We start from the raw sequence: 17,417 nt of genomic DNA, 5'->3' as shown, positions 1-17,417 counted from the left end.
ACAACATAAGTCACAAAACCATAGAAAAAGGAGAAGTCGGCACATTTCCCACATCAGCCAATATGTGTTGCAGTTGCAAAAAGAACATGGGATTAATTGGAATTAAATATTTACACTTGAAATTGAAGTTGAAAAATAGTTATTAAGTGACGAGATATAACAAGTAAAAATATTATGTAAGAAAGAGGGAGTAAGATTATATAGTAGTTGATTAAATAAATTTTAAGGTAAGGCATGGGAGAGAGTAGATTTATTTTGAGAGTTACACCTTAAGTACATTATCATGATGCCTTGCTAAATTATGATACTTGCTAAATTATGATACTTGCTAAATTATGATACTTGTTAAAATTGCCTGACAGCTTAATGTGATAACTTAAACATACAGCTTTACCGTTTACCTGAGAATGATCGGTATCACCTGATACTTCTGTGCCGGGATACATGTTACTTTTGCCTGTTTTAACCTGAAATTAACAAGAGAAAAGATCACTGATTTCGTATTCCAGGTAGAGAAATGAATATATCTTTGCTCCCGTTTATTTGTCCTTATTCGTTTTTATCATTTGTTTTTCCGCGTAATTTCCAGGTAATTTTCCGGGTTATTTGCTCCGGTTATTCTGGAAAAAGATTGACTACTGAAGTATAGATTGAATCTTTTTAATCTGGTCTTTTCGGTTAAAGAAATCCGGTATAAAACGAGTTCATCCCAGGCTGTTCTTTAAAGGAAACAAATACCAAAGTACACTTATTACAGAGAGACCTGCGGGATGAGTTTATATAGAAGTACAAACATGTAAAATGCGATTTTAATTCCATAGCTATTCCAAATTCACACTAATGGAGGATTTAAATCATGGCAGGACAGCCAATATTCATTTTGAAAGAAGGAAGTAAGAGAACAAGAGGCAGGGATGCCCAGAGTAACAACATTATGGCCGCAAAGGCAGTAGCCGAAGCAGTCAGAACAACCCTCGGTCCCAAAGGTATGGACAAAATGCTTGTGGACGCAATGGGTGATGTGGTCATCACAAACGACGGGGCAACCATTCTCAAAGAGATGGACATCGAGCACCCTGCAGCAAAGATGGTGGTAGAAGTATCCAAGACCCAGGACGATGAAGTGGGAGACGGAACCACCAGTGCAGCAGTAGTCGCAGGCGAACTCTTAAAGAAAGCTGAGGACTTAATCGAACAGGAAATTCACCCGACAATCATTGCATCCGGATACAGGCTGGCAGCCGAAAAAGCTGTTGAAGTCCTTAACTCCCTGGCAATGAATGTAGATATGTCTAACCATGACCTGCTGGTCAGCATCGCGGAAACCGCCATGACCGGAAAGGGTGCAGAGGCCTCCAAGAGACTCCTCTCCGAAATTGCCGTGGACGCTGTCACAAGCGTTGTGGACACAAACGAAAAGAAGAGGACAGTGGACAGGGACAACATCAGCGTTGTCAAGAAAGTAGGCGGCAGAGTCGAGGATTCCGAACTTATTAAGGGCATGATCATTGACAAGGAAAGAATCCACTCCAACATGCCTGAAAAAGTCAAGGACGCAAAGCTCCTCCTCCTTAACGCTGCAATCGAACTCAAAGACACTGAAGTAGACGCCGAAATCTCAATAACTTCTCCTGACCAGCTCCAGTCCTTCCTTGACCAGGAAGAGCAGATGCTCAAGAAGATCGTCCAGAAGGTAATCGGCAGCGGTGCAAACGTTGTCTTCTGCCAGAAGGGCATTGAAGACCTTGCCCAGCACTACCTCGCAAAGGCAGGCATCTTTGCTATCCGCAGAGTCAAGAAGAGCGACATGGAAAAGCTCGCAAGGGCAACTGGCGGCAAACTCATCACCAACATGGATGAAGTCACCTCCGAAGACCTCGGATACGCAGGGCTCGTGGAAGAGAAGAAGGTTGGCGGCGACAACATGACCTTTGTCACAGGCTGCAACAACCCCAAGGCCGTAACCATCCTCCTGCGCGGCGGCACAGAACATGTAGTTGACAGCATTGACAGCGCTCTCGAAGACGCTCTCCGCGTTGTAGGCGTTGCAATCGAAGACGAAAAGCTCGTTGCAGGCGGCGGCTCCCCTGAAGTTGAGGTTGCCCTCAGACTCCAGGAATACGCAGCAACCCTCGAAGGAAGGGAACAGCTTGCGGTTAAGGCCTATGCCGAAGCCCTCGAAGTCATCCCCAGAACCCTTGCAGAAAACGCAGGCCTCGACCCAATCGACATGCTCATGGAGCTGCGCTCCCAGCACGAGAAAGGCATGAAGACCGCAGGGCTTGATGTCTATGAAGGCAAGGTCGTTGACATGTGGAAGAACTTCGTAGTCGAACCCCTCAGAGTCAAGACCCAGGTCATCAACGCAGCCACAGAGTCTGCAGTCATGATCCTCAGGATCGACGACATCATAGCTTCTACCCGTGCAGCCCCTGGCCCTGAAGATATGGGCGGAATGCCCCCAGGAATGGGCGGAATGCCGGGAATGGGCGGAATGCCCCCAGGAATGATGTAAATTCCTGAAAAATAAGGTAAAACCGAAAAGTGATTGAATCCAAAAAAGGTGCAGTTTCTTTACTGCTCCTTTTTTAAAGTTTAATCAGGAAATATTCTAAGCCTGAAAGCCTTTTTCCGACCTCTAACCGGAAAATCCATGTGAATCTCCGTTCACTTATTATCTTTCAGGCTTCTTTTCAGGTTTTTCGAATAATCAGGCTATTTTTTCAACAAAAATCATATAAACGAATTTATAAAATAATTTTTTGCAAATTAAATCATTTTTCAGCCTTTTTTAAGGCAGTTAAGGATGTCCTCAGCTTCATACTTTGTTTTGATTATCCGTGTCCTGCCTCGCTTACCCTTGCCTGTAAAGTCAGCGTCCACATAGTTGAGAGTCTGAAGCCTGTTGACCATGCCGTAAAAACGGGTGTACCCAAGCTGTGTCAGCTCGTGGAAAGATTTGTAGAGTTCTCCAGCCTTAACATCATCTGTCCTTGCTATCAGTTCAAGCAGCTGTTTTTCAGGGTCTGAGAGGAGGCTTATGCCCCTGCACAGGTGGAGAAGTTTGGAAGCCTCGTAGGCTTTTTCCACATCTTCTGATAAGATCATGCGGCTTCCCCTGCGCTCAGCGTTGAACCCTGAACGTCTTAGAAGATCGATTCCAACCCTCAGATCTCCTGTTTTTTCCACATACGAGACAACAAGTTCCAGCACTTCGTCAGAGATTACTCTCGGGTAAAAGCCGTACCTGACCCTGTCCTTAAGGATGTCCAGAATCTCTGCCTCCCCATACCTTGGAGAGGATATTTCTTCAGGCAGGAAAACAGAGTTGACCCTCGCGTCCAGGCAATAAAGATCAGATGCATCGTTTACGATCCCGATAACCCCTATCTTTGCTCCGGGGTACTGCTCGTGAGCCCTTAGCAGGGAATACATCACTTCGTTGGCGTGTCCCTCACAGCAGAGATAATTAAGGTCGTCCAGCGCCACAATCAACACTTTTTCAGAAGAAATCAGGAAATTTACAACGTTTTCAAAGAGTTTCCGAAAAGCAATCCCGGAATTCGGAGGAGAGATCCCGAACAGTTGCCTGTAAATCCTGGAAATTACGGCAAAACGTGTGGAATCAATCTGGCAGTTGACCTTTACAGCCACAACACCCGGAGCATGAGCCTCAACTTCTCTGAAAACCTTCATAACAGCACTGGTCTTCCCTGTTCCGGGAGGGCCGACCAGCAAACAATTTAAAGGCCGCATGCCGCGCAGGGCCGGTCTGAGCGCAAACCTGAGCGCATTTAACTGTGAATCCCTGTGGGGAAAATATTCAGGGAGATAATCCGGCTCAAGTACCGAGAGGTCCTTAAATAGGGTTTCGTCCCAGAGTAGTATATCGTTGCCTGTCAAGGAAACTTGCTCCTTTGTTATTGATATATCCTTTATAATGTATCCTTTTGCTGCTGGATTTTTGTTACGTGATCCTTGCAATTGCCGGATACTACTGATTGAGGGCTGGCCTGTAAAAGTATGTTTGAATGGCTGGATCTCAAGAGAGTGCAGTGCAATTAAATAATGTGAGTTCCACAGTTTGAACACAGGTTTTAAAAGGTCAAACTCCCTGTTTAATATAAATAAGTAAAATTTTTGGTAAATATATCTATTGCTCTGTTTAAATTTTTAATAAATATGTATTATTACGTTTTAGCTTTTTTGAATTTTTACTGGATTAATAACTACTTTTGAACCATTATTTTGTAGTTTGAGTAATCATCCAGGAAAATTAATAATCCAGTAATATAGCAACCAATCTCCGGGTAAAGAAAAAACTTATGATTTAACCCTGTTGACGGTAGTTAAGATACTTTATAAATAATTACTAGAATATTAATTAAAGAATCATTAGAGAATAATTAAAAATATCATAGATTCCTGAGTATATATTTGAAGATTGGCGACATATTTGAAGAATGAGTACATATATACTCAGTATTCACAGCGGGATGGGGAGAATTAATATGGAAATTGAGTCAAAATTTTTGGTACCGGAAGAGACAGATTTTAAAGAGCTTGAAAATCTCTCCAGGCTTTCATCTTATACTATTTCTGAAGCTCAGATCCAGATAATTGAGGACACTTTTCTTGATACTGAAAATAAAGACATTATGGCTGCCGGGTATTACCTGAGAGCGAGAAAAGCTGCAGGAGAAAAAGGGAAATGGGTGACAATCAAAAGTCTGGGAGGTTTTGAAGGCGGGACCCACAGAAGAGAAGAATATGTAAGTTTCCTGCCGGAAGGGCTTTCCGTGCTTGAATGCCCCACTCTCCGGATCAGAAATATGATTTTTGAGTTTACCTCGGGGCTTGACCTATCTCCACTTATTACTCTCAAACAGAAAAGGATAATTCGCAAGTTAAATCTTGAAGAAAAGCATGTAGCTGACCTCTATCTGGACAGGGTAAATCTCAAAAGCGAAAGCAGGAAAAAACTCTACAATGAGTTTGAGGTGGAACTTAAAAGCGGAGGGACTGTTGATGACCTTGAGACTATCCGGGATTTCCTGCTCAGTCATTACAGCCTTGTAGAGAGCCCTTTTTCCAAGTTTGAAAGAGCCTATATTTTCAGGGAAAACCTTCCGGAAAAAACCTTCCTGAACTTGAAAGAAAGAGCAGTCTGCGCACAGCTTGCAGGTCACAAAAACATATACGGAAAGCAAGCCAAGATTCTTCTATTAATTGACAGGGGCAGTAATCCTGCAGAACTCAGCCTTCTACTTAAAGTCCCGGAACCGGAAATAGAAGCTCTGCTCTCGCGGTTTGAAAAAGAAGGGCTTCTAGTCTTTCCTTTTACAGGAACTAAAGAAAAAACCCCTGGAAAAAGCCTGGCATTTCATTTTCAGTCCGGAAGAGGGGAACCCCATAAAGGCTGGACTGAGATGGGCATTGAGGAATGGACCCCTGAAGCCCTTATGGAACTGTATGGAGTTAACAGAGAAAGAGCAGAAAATATCAGGGCAGGGACCCTCGCCCTCTTTGACGGGCTTTCTGCTTATCACGGGCTCGGAAAGGAGGAAAAGGAACTGCTCGGCCTTGCAGCCCTCCTGCAGGATATCGGAAGTTCAGTATACAGAGGAGAAGAAGTCATAATGAGCAGAGAAATTCTCCTTACACATCCGATTAAAGGACTGAAACTAAATAACCTGCAAATGCTTGCCCTTATCATGGAGCTTCAGGATCCCGAAATAAGTGAAAAAAAGCTTTCTGTAGTCCTTGAAGAAGAGAATACAGGTCTTTCTCCGGCTTTTCAGAATAAAGCCCTCATTCTTACAGCTTTTCTCCGGATTGCAAATCTTTCCGACAAAGGAGATCAGTGGTTTCTGCCCTCCAGGTTCAGGCAACTTGAGGGATCTGTCGAAATAGAACTGCTGGGACCTGATGCAGAAAAAACTGCAAAAAAGGCGGAAAAAAGAAGTGAACTCTGGGAATATCTCTTCAGCACCAAACTCCGATTTACGAAGGCAAGGGAACCCCTTGAATCCGGATACTCAGAAAGAGCCCTGGAAATAGACTCGGGAAGAGCCTCAGAAAAAAAACCACGAGAAGAGAGAGAAGAAGCTGAAGAAAAAGGAGGAGAAAAACCCCGGGGGAAAGTTGAGGACAAAACTGAAAAAAGAATTGAGAAGAAAAAAAGAAAAGAAACTCAGAAATTCACGGTCATCCCGGAAGATTCCATGGCCTTTGTTGCGCACAGGATCTTTACATACCAGTTCTCCCAGATGCTCGCCCATGAAAAGGGAACCCGAAAAGGAGAAGACATCGAAGAGCTGCATGACATGCGCGTTGCGGTCCGCAGGATGAGGGCAGCAACAATAGTCTTTGATGAATACCTTGACTCAGAAAAACTGGAGCCTCACCTTAAAGGGCTCAAGAGAACACTTGGTGCCATGGGAGGAGTCCGGGACCTGGACGTTTTCCGGGAAAAAGCGGAAACTTACCTGAAAACCCTACCTTCCGGGCGTGAACATGACCTTGACCCTCTTTTTCTTACACTTGCGGAGGAGAGAGAAAAAGCCAGGGAAAATATGCTCGATTACCTTGACAGTGAAAAGTACAGCCGTTTTAAGAAAGACTTTTCGGACTTTCTGGACTTTCCGGAAACCTGGGCTCTCCCCACAACTACGGAGAAACATGACTCTCTGCCGCACCGGGTAAAGGATGTACTTCCTTCGATCCTCTATGCCCGTTTAGCCGACATAAGTGCCTACTCCGAATGGGTGGAGGGACCCTATGTTTCGGTTGAGAGGCTGCACAGGCTCAGGATTGCTGCCAAAGGGCTGCGTTATACTTTAGAGTTCTTTGAGGGCGTACTCGGGAAAGAAGTTGAGACCTTAATCAAAGATTTCAAAGTTTTGCAGGACCACCTTGGAGACCTGCATGATGCAGCAGTTGCAACCGGAATGCTGGAATCTTACCTGAAGACCGGGACCTGGGGCCCTTCAGAAAGTGAAAAGGCATCTAGTGAAAAGGTATCGAGTGAAATGCAGATTTCCGAAAGCCCTGGTGGAGTGGAAGCTTACCTTGCTTACAGGGAGGAAGAACTGTTAGCCCTGCTCAACACTTTTCCTGATGCCTGGGAAAAAATCCGGACCGAAGAGTTTAGGAAGAGAATTGAAAGTGCAGTCAGAAACCTGTATGAAGGCCTCTGAAGGACTTCAATTAACTTTTAAAAACCAGTTTAAATTGGAAAAATTCAATTTTTGAAAAGGCTCCACTTTTGAGGAAATTCTGTTCCTGAATAAGCTTCAGTCCCGTGGGACTTCCTCAACTTCGACGCCCCCTTCAAAAACTACTGGGGCTCCCACAGCCTGTTCGATAAGTACTTTGGACTGGAGAGAGTATCCAAAAATCTTCTTAAAGAATTTTTTCTGTTTCTCAACTTCCCAGATTTCGAGCTGGCACTCCTGCTGGGCGTGCATTTCAAGCACAAGACCTTCGGTGGAAGCAATATAGAAACGGACATGGGATATAATACCTGTATGGGTACGGTCGAGCCCTTCGGCAATACGGAGAAGGGCACTGAGCGCCCTGATACTTTTTACAGCTTCTTTACTTAGCCCTGCAAGGTTGGGATGCTTCTTTTTAGGGGTGTTTTTCCTGTGGAAATATGCAAGGTTTGCAATGATTTCGATTTCTTCAGGCTGGAAGCCGGGGAGGCAGCTTTCTCTTATAAGGTGATAGGCATGTGCCTGATGGGTATCATATGAGAGAAATGTCCCTATATCGTGCAGGGTCGCGCCGTACTCAAGAAGCTCTCTCTCACTTTCCTGAAACTCATAGACCCCAAGAGCCTGAATGCTGTCAAAGAGTTCAAGGGCAAGCCTGGTAACGATATGTGCATGTTCTTCGTCAAAGTTGCAGGCAAGGCCAAGCTGCATGATGCTGCGTTTTCTTACCGACATCTGCGTGACCATATAAGAGAATTCGCTCTTTGAGATATAGTCCACGAGCAGCCCTTCCCTGAGCCCGCGCTTGCTGACCGTAATCTCTGAAAGTTCGAGTTCCTCCATAAGAGTCTCGATGATTGCAGCGCCTGAAAGAATGATGTCTGCCCTCTGGGAGTTTATCCCCGGAAATTTACGCCTCTCTTCAAGCGGCAGGGCGCACATTGCCCGGACAATTTTCTTCAGGTCTTCGTACTCCAGCTTCTCGAAACTTTCATGGGCTGTTTTATGAAGGTAAACAAAAGCGATTTTTGCAAGGTTTTCGATAGTCCCCGAGCTCCCAATCACACAGCCTACCCTGTACCTGGAAAGTTCTTTTGTTATATCCGCAGTCTTGCGCCGTATGTAGGCTTTGATCTGCTCATAACGCTCCTCGGAAACCGGACCAGTTTCATCCGGAAGAAACATGTTTGTCAGACGGATTGACCCGAGATTAAGGGAGTGAAGGAAGTAACACTGGCTCTGGTCCCCTACCGATACTTCAGTGCTCCCACCCCCGATATCAATAAAAAGGGCTTTTGAATAACCAAGGCGGAGCCCACTTGAAACTCCCAGATAAATCAGGCGGGCTTCTTCTAGCCCCGAAATCGTGCAGACCTCAAGGTTTGCCTCTCTTTTAATCATTTCAAGAAACTGGACCCTATTGCTCGCATCCCGGGTTGCGGAGGTTGCCACAGCTATGATCTCTTCTGCCCTGTAAGCCCTTGCAAGTTCCATGAACTTTTTACAGACAACGGTTGCCCGCTCCATTGCTTTTAGCTGCAGGATCCTGTCTATAAACTCCTTTTCTCCAAGCCGCACCGTTTCCTTCTGCTTGGTCAGGGGCTGGTAAGACCCGTTGGAATTGATCCGGACCAGAAGAAGCCGGACTGAGTTAGTCCCTATATCAATAAACGCAACAACCCTGCCGTCGGAATTTTTCTCGGGTTCCATTTATGACCACCTGAAAGCCCTTCCTTTCGTTTTTCTAGAAGGATTAAGAGAGCTTCATAAACTCCACAATATCAGTTTACATTTTAATTGATTTTGTTTTTCTAGAAGGATTAAGAGAGCTTCATAAACTCCACAATATCAGTTTACATTTTGATTCAATTTGAGATTTATTTTCCGGATAGTATTTTCCTGAGTTCTATCTTTCTATATATGTGAAATTGTAAGTTCAAAAACCCTGCCCATGTCAATTACCCCTGAGCTAAAGACTCAGGGGTTTCCTGCTGAGGGTTTATGAAACTCCAGAGAGTAGCATAAAAATTTCAGGTGGGAAAGGAAAACACAGAAAACTAAAGGAACAATGGAAAAGGGAAAGAAAAGAGAAAACAAAAAGGGGAGGGGAGGGGAGAGAGAAAACAAAAAAAGGATTATGAAAGTTTTCTTTCAGCCGTTTTCCGTTTTAAGCTCCCAGACACCTCTGTTCTCAAGCATCCAGAGCTGAGAATCCAATTCTTCTTCATCGGGCTGCGGGTAGATCCTTTCAGTCCTGCCATTAGGGAGGAGAAGGCGAGCTTTTATGTTATCTTTCAGGTGGGTACCGAGGATGACATCGCGCATGATAGGAATGTAATCTGAAGATACTGGAAAGAGAACTTCGACCCGGTTGTCAAGGTTGCGGGGCATAAGGTCGGCACTGCCCATAAAGATCTCTTCTTTTCCACCATTCCTGAAATAATATACTCTCGAGTGCTCAAGAAAACGCCCGACTATAGAAGTGACTCTGATATTTTCGCTCAGCCCGTAAATGCCGGGTCTGAGGCAGCAGATGCCCCTGACAATGAGGTCTACCTTTACTCCAACCAGTGAAGCTCTGTAGAGTTCCCGGATGCACTGGTAGTCCACCAGGGAATTCATCTTGAAAAGCAGGTGACCGTCCCCAAATTTCTCGTGAAGGTCAATCTCGCGTCTGATGCGTTCAAGGATCTGATGCCTCATATTCTGCGGAGCTACCAGGAGCTTGATATAATGGTCCTTCCTGGAATAACCTGTGAGGGCATTGAAAAGGTCAGAGACGTCTTTGCCTATGAAAGGATCACTTGTGAGGTAGCCGAAATCAGTATAGAGTCTTCCTGTGACAGCGTTATAGTTTCCCGTGCTCATATGCACATAATATCTGATGCCTTCTGTTTCGGCTCTTACAATAAGGCACATCTTGGCATGGGTTTTGCGTCCGGGAAAGCCGTAGGCTACGTGAACGCCCTTACGTTCGAGTTCCTTTGCCCATCCAATGTTATTCTCTTCGTCAAAGCGGGCTTTAAGTTCGACAAGGACTGCAACCTGCTTGTTCCGGTCCGCAGCTTTCATAAGAGCCTGGATAATCCTGGAGTTGTCATCTACCCTGTATAACGTCATTTTAATTGCCAGAACATCCGGGTCATCAGCGGCTTCTTCAACCAGATCGGTTACCGATTCGAAACTGTCGTAAGGGTGATAGAGAAGGACATCCTTCTTTTTCAAGGCTGTAAAAATATTTTCCTTATTAGCCAGAGAGGAATGTTTTCTCTGCTCAAAAGGCTCATATTTGAGTTCCGGACGATTAATTTGCGTAAGCTTCATGAGGCTTGAGAGGCCCAGAGGCGCCGCTGCCCTGAACATCAGAGGAGGAGTTAGCTCCAGGTTCTTAAGGAGAATCTCAGAAACCCTTTCAGGCATAGTATAGTCGGTTTCAAGCCGGACAGCAGGCCCGAAGTAGTTTCTCCCCACCCTCTGCTTAACAGCCGTCAGAAGGTCCTTGTCCCCGTCCTCGTCAAAGCCGAGATCAGCATCTCGTGTGATCCTGAAAGGATAAGCTCCGAGGATGCGCTGTCCGGGGAACAGCAGATCGAGGTTTGCAGCAATCAGCTGTTCGAGCCACACAAAACGCCCTGATTTTAGTTCTTCAAAACTGGAAATTATTTTTTCCTGGCCTTCTTCAGGAACAACGATCAACCTTGTGAACAGAGGAGGGATCTTGACCCTGGCAAAACGTTCCCCGTATTCCAGGTCATCAATAAGTACGGCAAGGTTAAGACTGAGATTTGAAATATGGGGGAAAGGATGACCTGAGTCGAAACCAAGGGGAGTAAGTAGTGGAAAAATATTTCTTTCGAAGTAGTCCCTGAGCTTTTCTCTATCTTCTCCGGAAAGCTCAAAGTAGTTAAGGACTTTAATTCCCTTTTCCCTTAGAGCCGGTTCGAGCACTTCATTCCAGCATCTGTCTTTTAGAGGAAGCTGCTTTAGAAGTTCTTCCCGGATGACCTGCAGCTGCTCCTGAGCCAGTTCATCTGCGCGGTCTTCCTTTGCTCCTTCAGTAATACGTTTCTTGACCCCGGAGACCCTGACCATGAAAAACTCATCAAGGTTGCTCCCGAAGATGGAAAGAAACTTAACTCTCTCAAGCAGAGGATTACGTTCATCCAGAGCTTCTTCGAGTACTCTGTCATTAAACTGGAGCCAGCTGTATTCCCGGTCCGCATAAAGGCATGGGTCACTCAGGTCAGGCATACCTGATACTTCAACCCGGACCCCATCAACACTATCCGTAACCAATCTATCAAAATCTGCACAATGAATTGGGAAGTTACGCTCCATTCCTATCACGCGTAGCCTGGGTTTTGTGTTTCTTCAGAGCCATCCTCAAAAATATAAGAAGATCGGAATATAAGATTTTTGCCTGTTTCATTATTTGACATTATTATCAGATGTTCGTTCAGTATAATTAGCAGGGTTTAAAAGAAGATAACCTCGAATCTACTCAACAGCTAAAATAGCCAGTTTTCGGAAAAATTTTCCCTGAACTGCGTATCAACCCTTTCAATAACCATTAGCCGACTGAGTTTTCTATTCCCTGTCCGAGGCAAGGCGCATCTTCTTATAAAGTTATCGGAGATGCATTGACACTAAGACGTATATAAACTTTTGGATTAACAGGAATGTAAGAACTGCCCGAAATCTTAGTCAACTCACTACTATTTATTAATATATAGTACTAAAGACTTATAATATTATCTCTTAGAAAACAGAGAAAAATAAACAAAAAATTAGGCACAATGCCACAAAAAAGAACATAGCGGATCTACAAAACCGAAAATAACAAGATAGTATCAGGGAAAACCATCAAAAACCGCCAGAAAATACCACACGTATTTGAGATAAAGATATTTTAGAAGAAATTTATAAATTGCCCTGATAGTAGAATATAAGACATAGATTTTGACTTGAAAAAATGTCCATTAACATTCAAATTGCCTTTTAATTTTTAAATTTGTCCATTAAATGGGCATAAAATTCCTGCTCTTTTCCTGTGGTCTTCCTCAGTAACCTTTCTACAATCAACTCAGGAGTGCTTCTTGCCACACGATTATATACCGGGTTTCGGTTTACTATAAGTTCCAGGCTAGAATCCAGACCCTCGGCTTCGATTCCGTCCACTCTGATGTCTGTCCCGGTATTTTCAAGGATCAATTCCGAAAGATGGGAGACAAAAACCCCAAGGCTCTCTTCGCTCCGGGTAAGGTATTCAAGGATCCCTGCTATGATCCGGGCTGAGGCCCCTGGTTCGGTAATTGATTCCAGCTCATCGGCAAGCACAAGTTTTCCGGAAGCTTCGGATAGCACGGAAAATTGCTTGAGGGTTGTTTCAAAGGCTCCTGCATCAAGCGTTCCTTTTGATTTTCCAAAATAATAGAATTCTTCTACAGGTCCCAGCTCAAGTTCTTTTGCAGGGACAGGAAAACCCATGTGTCCGAGTATTACACACTGGGCAAGCAATTCAAGTAAAGAGGTTTTACCCCCGGAGTTCACACCGCTCAAAAGTACAACCCTGTTTTCCAGGCCTTCCGGAGAAAAACGAGTTTTCCCGACGGAATAACTGACAGGATCAATTTCTCCGTACCTGGCTTTCAGGAAAAGGTTTTCTCCCTCTTCAAAGCCAATTCCAGCTTCAGGGATAGTCTCCGGCATTTTCAGCCGGAACTGCGCGGCAAAGCAGGCTATGGAAAAACCCAGGTCAAAGTCAAGGACCTCCCTGACAAGCCTTTCTACAGGCTGGCGGAAGGTTGAGAGGACTTTTGCAAGCTCCCTTTTGCGGGTAAGCCTTGCTTTTTCAAGGGACATATTCAGTTTTTGCCTGAAAAGCTGCAGTTGAGCCTGTTCTACCCTGAGAGGATAGGAAATTTCGTCGGAAAAGAGAGAGTCAAGCATCAGTTTTTCCTGTTTCTGGAAATTGAGCTTTTCTGCGAGTCCCTCTTTTACGGCTCCAACCTCGCCTGTGTAGACCCTGTGGAGTTCTTTTGCAAGCAGGTCTTTAATTTCCATTCCCCCGCTCACAAGCTTGATGAGTTCCTGCCCGCTCAGGGTAAGGGAACTTGCTTCGAGTTTCAGGTTCATGTGCTGGTTTGCCTCATTTAAGGCAGAGGTCAGCACAGGATCAAGGTTTTTCAGGGCAGCTCCAAGCCTGTCAAGTTCGGGGTCAAAACCCTCAACAGGCTTTCCATCCTCTCCCACTTTTAGAAGGACTGTTTTAAGGATCTCAATATCCTCTTCTGAGAGTTCCTCAAAGAAATCAAAGCCTGAAGACCGCAGAGTTGATGCTATATTCAGGCAGGCAAGGATGCAGGCCAGGTTCCTTGCAAAAAAAGCCAGCTCCACTTCAGGCAGGATCTGCCAGAATTCCGCTTTTGAAGGGTCCTGGAGAAATTCGGGATCAAGCCCTTCAGGAAGGTCAAAACTAAGATAAGTATCATCAAAAATAATCACACTTGAGTAGCCTCTCGCGAGATCTACGAACTCGGAAAAACTCTCCACCGCCTGGACAGGCAAAAATGCCTGGAACCTTTCCCTGGCTGCATCCAGAGTTTTCTGGTCCCCGGAGAGGATGGTCCTGTCCCTTACCCTTAGGTTTCCCGGGATCGGCCTGAGCTTTTTCACGCTGGAAAGGAGATTAAGGAACGCCTTATCTGCAGAGAGGACATCTGCCAGCTCCAGGTACTCTCCTACAAAAGCCCTCCTCTCCTGAATAAGGTCCATACGGGATGCAGGAAACGGATAAAAAAGGTCCAGCTTGTCCCTCGCATGCGGCGTGTGAGCAAACGTCTTTATCAGTTCAAGCAGGCGGGAGTAAAGGTCAAGGGCTTCTTTTGTTTTCAGAAAATCGGAAATTGCACATCCCTCAGCCTGGGCCCTGACATCCCTGGCAAGGGAAAGGGCAAATGTATGGCTGACCCCGTTTACCTCGGAAAGCGAAGCTATGTCTCCTTCAAGAATTGCCTGGAGAGCTGCATCCTCACTTCCAAAATGCTCGACAAGCCTGCTGGCTACTCGCTCACCTATTCCATGAAGTTCCCGTAAGCCTGAGAGTTGCTGAGAAGATGCCATATTCAAAACACTTTTAGAAAATCAATTGAACCGGGTCCTATGCCCGAATGTTTTCAGTTCAGGAGGAGCTCAAGTTCTTTTTCAAGATCGGAGCGCATGGAAGCTGTGTATCCGTGCGTTTTTTCAGTAACATTATACATTGCCTTCGGTTCTTTTGCAAGGTCAAAGGTCCTGAGTGCCAGTTCATGGGAGATTACAGTATCATTAAAAGAATGAATCAGCACAAGCCTTGAAGGAGGCAGGGCACTTAAGTAGGTGTCAGGGTCAATTGAGCGGGAGAAACGATAAGCTTCGGAGTCAGCTATGCCGGCAGGGTCACCCTCTTCAATGCCGTACCCGGAAGTACTGATCCCTATAACTCCTTTAAGGGAAGGGTCAAGGGCACAGGCAATAATTGCAAACCTGCCACCGTTACTTTCCCCGAGGATTGCAAGCCTTTCAGGATTTATTTCAGGCTGGACGGAAAGCACATCTGCGGCTTTGAGGGTATCGTAAACCATAAGGTATTCAACAGGTTCAAGCCCTGCCCTGAAAAGTTCGAGATCTCTTTTAATGTTTACTGCGCCCTGATTACGCTGGTCAAGGGCAAGGGTTACATACCCCATTTTAGAGAGTTCGGCAGCCAGCCCCTGTTCACCTTCTTTGCTAACTCCTGCTCCCGGAAGCAGAACTATGCCGGCGGAAGAAGAAGAGTTTGCAGGAACCCTCAGTAGAGCCTGGACTTTTTCGCCTCTGCTCTCAAAAGATACCAGTTTCAGAATATCCGGATCTTCAGGAGAGTACAGGTCTTCAATTTCCTGAACCGTAAACACAGGCTCGTCCCTCGGGGGAAAAGATAATGTGCCTGCCTTCGAAATCTCCCACGGAAGAGTTTCCCCTATGGAATTAGAGGGGTTGTACATGACCCCGAAGATACCCATAGCTATCAGGAGAAAGCCCAGGAAAAAAACTAAGGGTTTCGGGATTCTGGCGCCTGAAGAAGCTTTCTTCGTTTTTTTGAGTTCTTTTTTTCCAGAAATATGCTTGCTCAAGGGAACCCTGCCAGAAAACCGTAGTTACGGCCAGAAGCCGTTTACAGCACTTAAGAATAGTACTACTATGCCCGCAAGGGCGCCGGCAATCAGAACTGTTTTGGGTTGGATGTGAACCGCATTTTTGTCAGCTTCGTAGTAGCGCATGAGCCCTGCTGAGGACTGAAGTCCGGTACCTGATTTTTTAGCCATGAGTAAAACACCTTATGAATGCATGTGATATTGATTATGTGATATTGATGTGATATTGATTATGTGATATTGATTAATTGATTATGTGATATTGATTAATTGATTAAAAGTTACGTTCTTGATTGGAAGTTACATTTAATTAGAAATTTAGTTTAAGATTTGGATTCATTGGATCAATATTCGTTATCGTGATATCCTGTGATAACCATATGAAGTATTATTTTTGGAATATGTATTTAGGTATAAAATTATCCGTGTGTTTATATATATTTAATTAATTATTTATACATTTACTTATTTACTTACTTACTTATTTATTTATTTATTTATTTATTTATTTATTTATATGGGAATATTATCTTGAAATTAGAAAATGTAACTCAACTGTAAATTTACTGTTAGTTTTGAACTACTCATTTAGATAGTTACCAGATAATTTACAGTTCTCATATATAAATCCTGCAGAGCTATTCCGGAGCAATCCTGCGACAAGAAAGGAAACCTGTGATCTTAAGGATCTAAGGATCCGAAAAATCAGAGACTGAAGACCTTAGATCAGAACCTCGTCCAGCAGGAAAGGCGGATAAAATGCGCCTCTTTCAGTGATTACCGCAGTCACATTTTCCATGGGAGTCGCATCAAAAGCAGGATTATAAACCTCAACATCTTTTGGGGCAAGCTGTTCGCAGCCTGAGAACCGCAGTTCGTCAGGATTTCGCATTTCAATCTTTACACTTCCTTCCCAGCCTTCGAAATCGAAAGTAGAGACCGGGGCTGCCACATAAAAGGGAATTTCATGCTCTTTTGCAAGGATAGAATGCGTATAGGTACCGATCTTGTTAAAAACAACATCCTGGGTAATTCGGTCGGCTCCTACGAGCACGCTGTTTACGAGCCCCTGGCGCATTGCCCAGCCAGCCATCGAATCTGCAATAAGGGTCACAGGGATTTTATCCTGCATGAGTTCCCAGGTGGTGATCCTGCTCCCCTGGTTCAAAGGTCTTGTCTCACAGGCAATAACTTTGATATTTTTGCCTTCTGCAACAGCCGAACGTACAACTCCGAGGGCTGTACCCCAGTCAACACAAGCAAGCCTTCCTGCATTGCAGTGCGTGAGTACAGTATCTCCATCTTTCAGGAACTTTGATCCGTATTTACCTATGAGCTTATTGGTTTCAATATCCTCTTCTGCAATATCCCGGGCTTCCTGAAGGGCAATATCCCGTACTCCCTGAACATTGAAGGCATCAGAAACTGCTTTTAAAACCCTGTCCACACCCCAGCCCAGGTTTACGGCCGTAGGGCGGGTCGATTTAAGTGCTTTTGCCGCAACCTCGAGGTCACGGATTATGGATTCGATATCTTTTGCCCCGCTAAGGAAAGCTGCCAGAGCAATTCCAAACCCTCCTGCAGCACCGAGTGCAGGTGCACCCCTGATCCTGAGAGATTTTATAGCTTCACAGAGCGAACTCAGGGTTTTGCATTCTATTACCCTGTACTCCTGCGGGAGCAAGGTCTGGTCTACCAGCACCACAGAATTGGACTCTTCGTTCCAGTCAATTGTCCTCATTAAATCACTTTCCGATGTGAAAATCAGGTTCTGCCGGGAAATCTTCCGACTTCCTTTTCAAGCCACCCATCCAATAAAAACCTATTCGACTCTTCCTTCTACAGGTGTGAGTGTTTCGTTTCCCGATCACTATCAGACAACCTGAAAACTTGAATAAGAGGGTTCAAATTAAAAATCTCTGGCTCGGATTAAAAATAACAATACAAGATAACAATACAAGATAACAATACAAGATAACAATACAAGATAACAATACAAGATAACAATACAAGATAACAATACAAG

At 44.7% G+C, this 17,417-nt stretch carries 9 protein-coding genes; 2 read left to right on the top strand and 7 right to left on the bottom strand.

Annotated features, from left to right (window positions below; genetic code table 11):
- The first annotated feature begins 856 nt into the window (after window positions 1-856).
- Window positions 857-2,515, top strand: a complete 1,659-nt coding sequence (thsA, locus tag EO95_RS13560) for a thermosome subunit alpha (protein WP_048135457.1) — start codon at window positions 857-859, stop codon at window positions 2,513-2,515.
- Window positions 2,516-2,781: 266 nt separating this feature from the next.
- On the opposite strand, the gene EO95_RS13555 is transcribed toward thsA, so the two are convergent.
- Window positions 2,782-3,903: an ORC1-type DNA replication protein gene (locus EO95_RS13555; RefSeq protein ID WP_048135456.1), complete on the bottom strand. Its 1,122-nt coding sequence runs from the start codon at window positions 3,901-3,903 to the stop codon at window positions 2,782-2,784.
- Between the two features lie 608 nt (window positions 3,904-4,511).
- Here EO95_RS13555 and EO95_RS13550 point away from each other — a divergent pair.
- Complete coding sequence (locus tag EO95_RS13550) at window positions 4,512-7,199, top strand: CHAD domain-containing protein (RefSeq protein ID WP_048135454.1); 2,688 nt, start codon at window positions 4,512-4,514, stop codon at window positions 7,197-7,199.
- A gap of 96 nt (window positions 7,200-7,295) precedes the next feature.
- Here EO95_RS13550 and EO95_RS13545 read toward each other — a convergent pair whose 3' ends face one another.
- From EO95_RS13545 to EO95_RS13520, 6 genes are all read right to left on the bottom strand, one after another.
- Window positions 7,296-8,927, bottom strand: coding sequence for a Ppx/GppA phosphatase family protein (locus tag EO95_RS13545; protein ID WP_048135453.1), 1,632 nt, complete (start codon window positions 8,925-8,927; stop codon window positions 7,296-7,298).
- A 441-nt stretch (window positions 8,928-9,368) separates the two neighbouring features.
- Entirely contained in the window at window positions 9,369-11,555 is a 2,187-nt protein-coding gene (gene ppk1 / locus EO95_RS13540) for a polyphosphate kinase 1 (protein ID WP_052733592.1), read from the bottom strand.
- A gap of 660 nt (window positions 11,556-12,215) precedes the next feature.
- On the bottom strand, window positions 12,216-14,339 hold the full coding sequence (locus tag EO95_RS13535) for an endonuclease MutS2 (RefSeq protein ID WP_048135450.1): 2,124 nt from the start codon (window positions 14,337-14,339) through the stop codon (window positions 12,216-12,218).
- 53 nt (window positions 14,340-14,392) lie between these two features.
- Window positions 14,393-15,370 (bottom strand): alpha/beta hydrolase, encoded by a 978-nt coding sequence (locus EO95_RS13530; RefSeq protein WP_235283029.1) that lies wholly within the window; start codon window positions 15,368-15,370, stop codon window positions 14,393-14,395.
- Window positions 15,371-15,394: 24 nt separating this feature from the next.
- Entirely contained in the window at window positions 15,395-15,562 is a 168-nt protein-coding gene (locus EO95_RS13525) for a preprotein translocase subunit Sec61beta (protein ID WP_048135448.1), read from the bottom strand.
- A 550-nt stretch (window positions 15,563-16,112) separates the two neighbouring features.
- Window positions 16,113-17,132 carry an S-methyl-5-thioribose-1-phosphate isomerase gene (locus EO95_RS13520; RefSeq protein WP_048135446.1) on the bottom strand — a complete coding sequence of 340 codons (1,020 nt, stop codon included), beginning with the start codon at window positions 17,130-17,132 and terminating at the stop codon, window positions 16,113-16,115.
- Window positions 17,133-17,417: the final 285 nt, after the last annotated feature.

Source organism: Methanosarcina sp. 1.H.T.1A.1, assembly GCF_000979295.1.
Taxonomy (GTDB): Archaea; Halobacteriota; Methanosarcinia; order Methanosarcinales; family Methanosarcinaceae; genus Methanosarcina.
The sequence above is the reverse complement of the archived record's forward strand: the minus strand, read 5'-3'. Positions and strand labels throughout refer to the sequence as shown.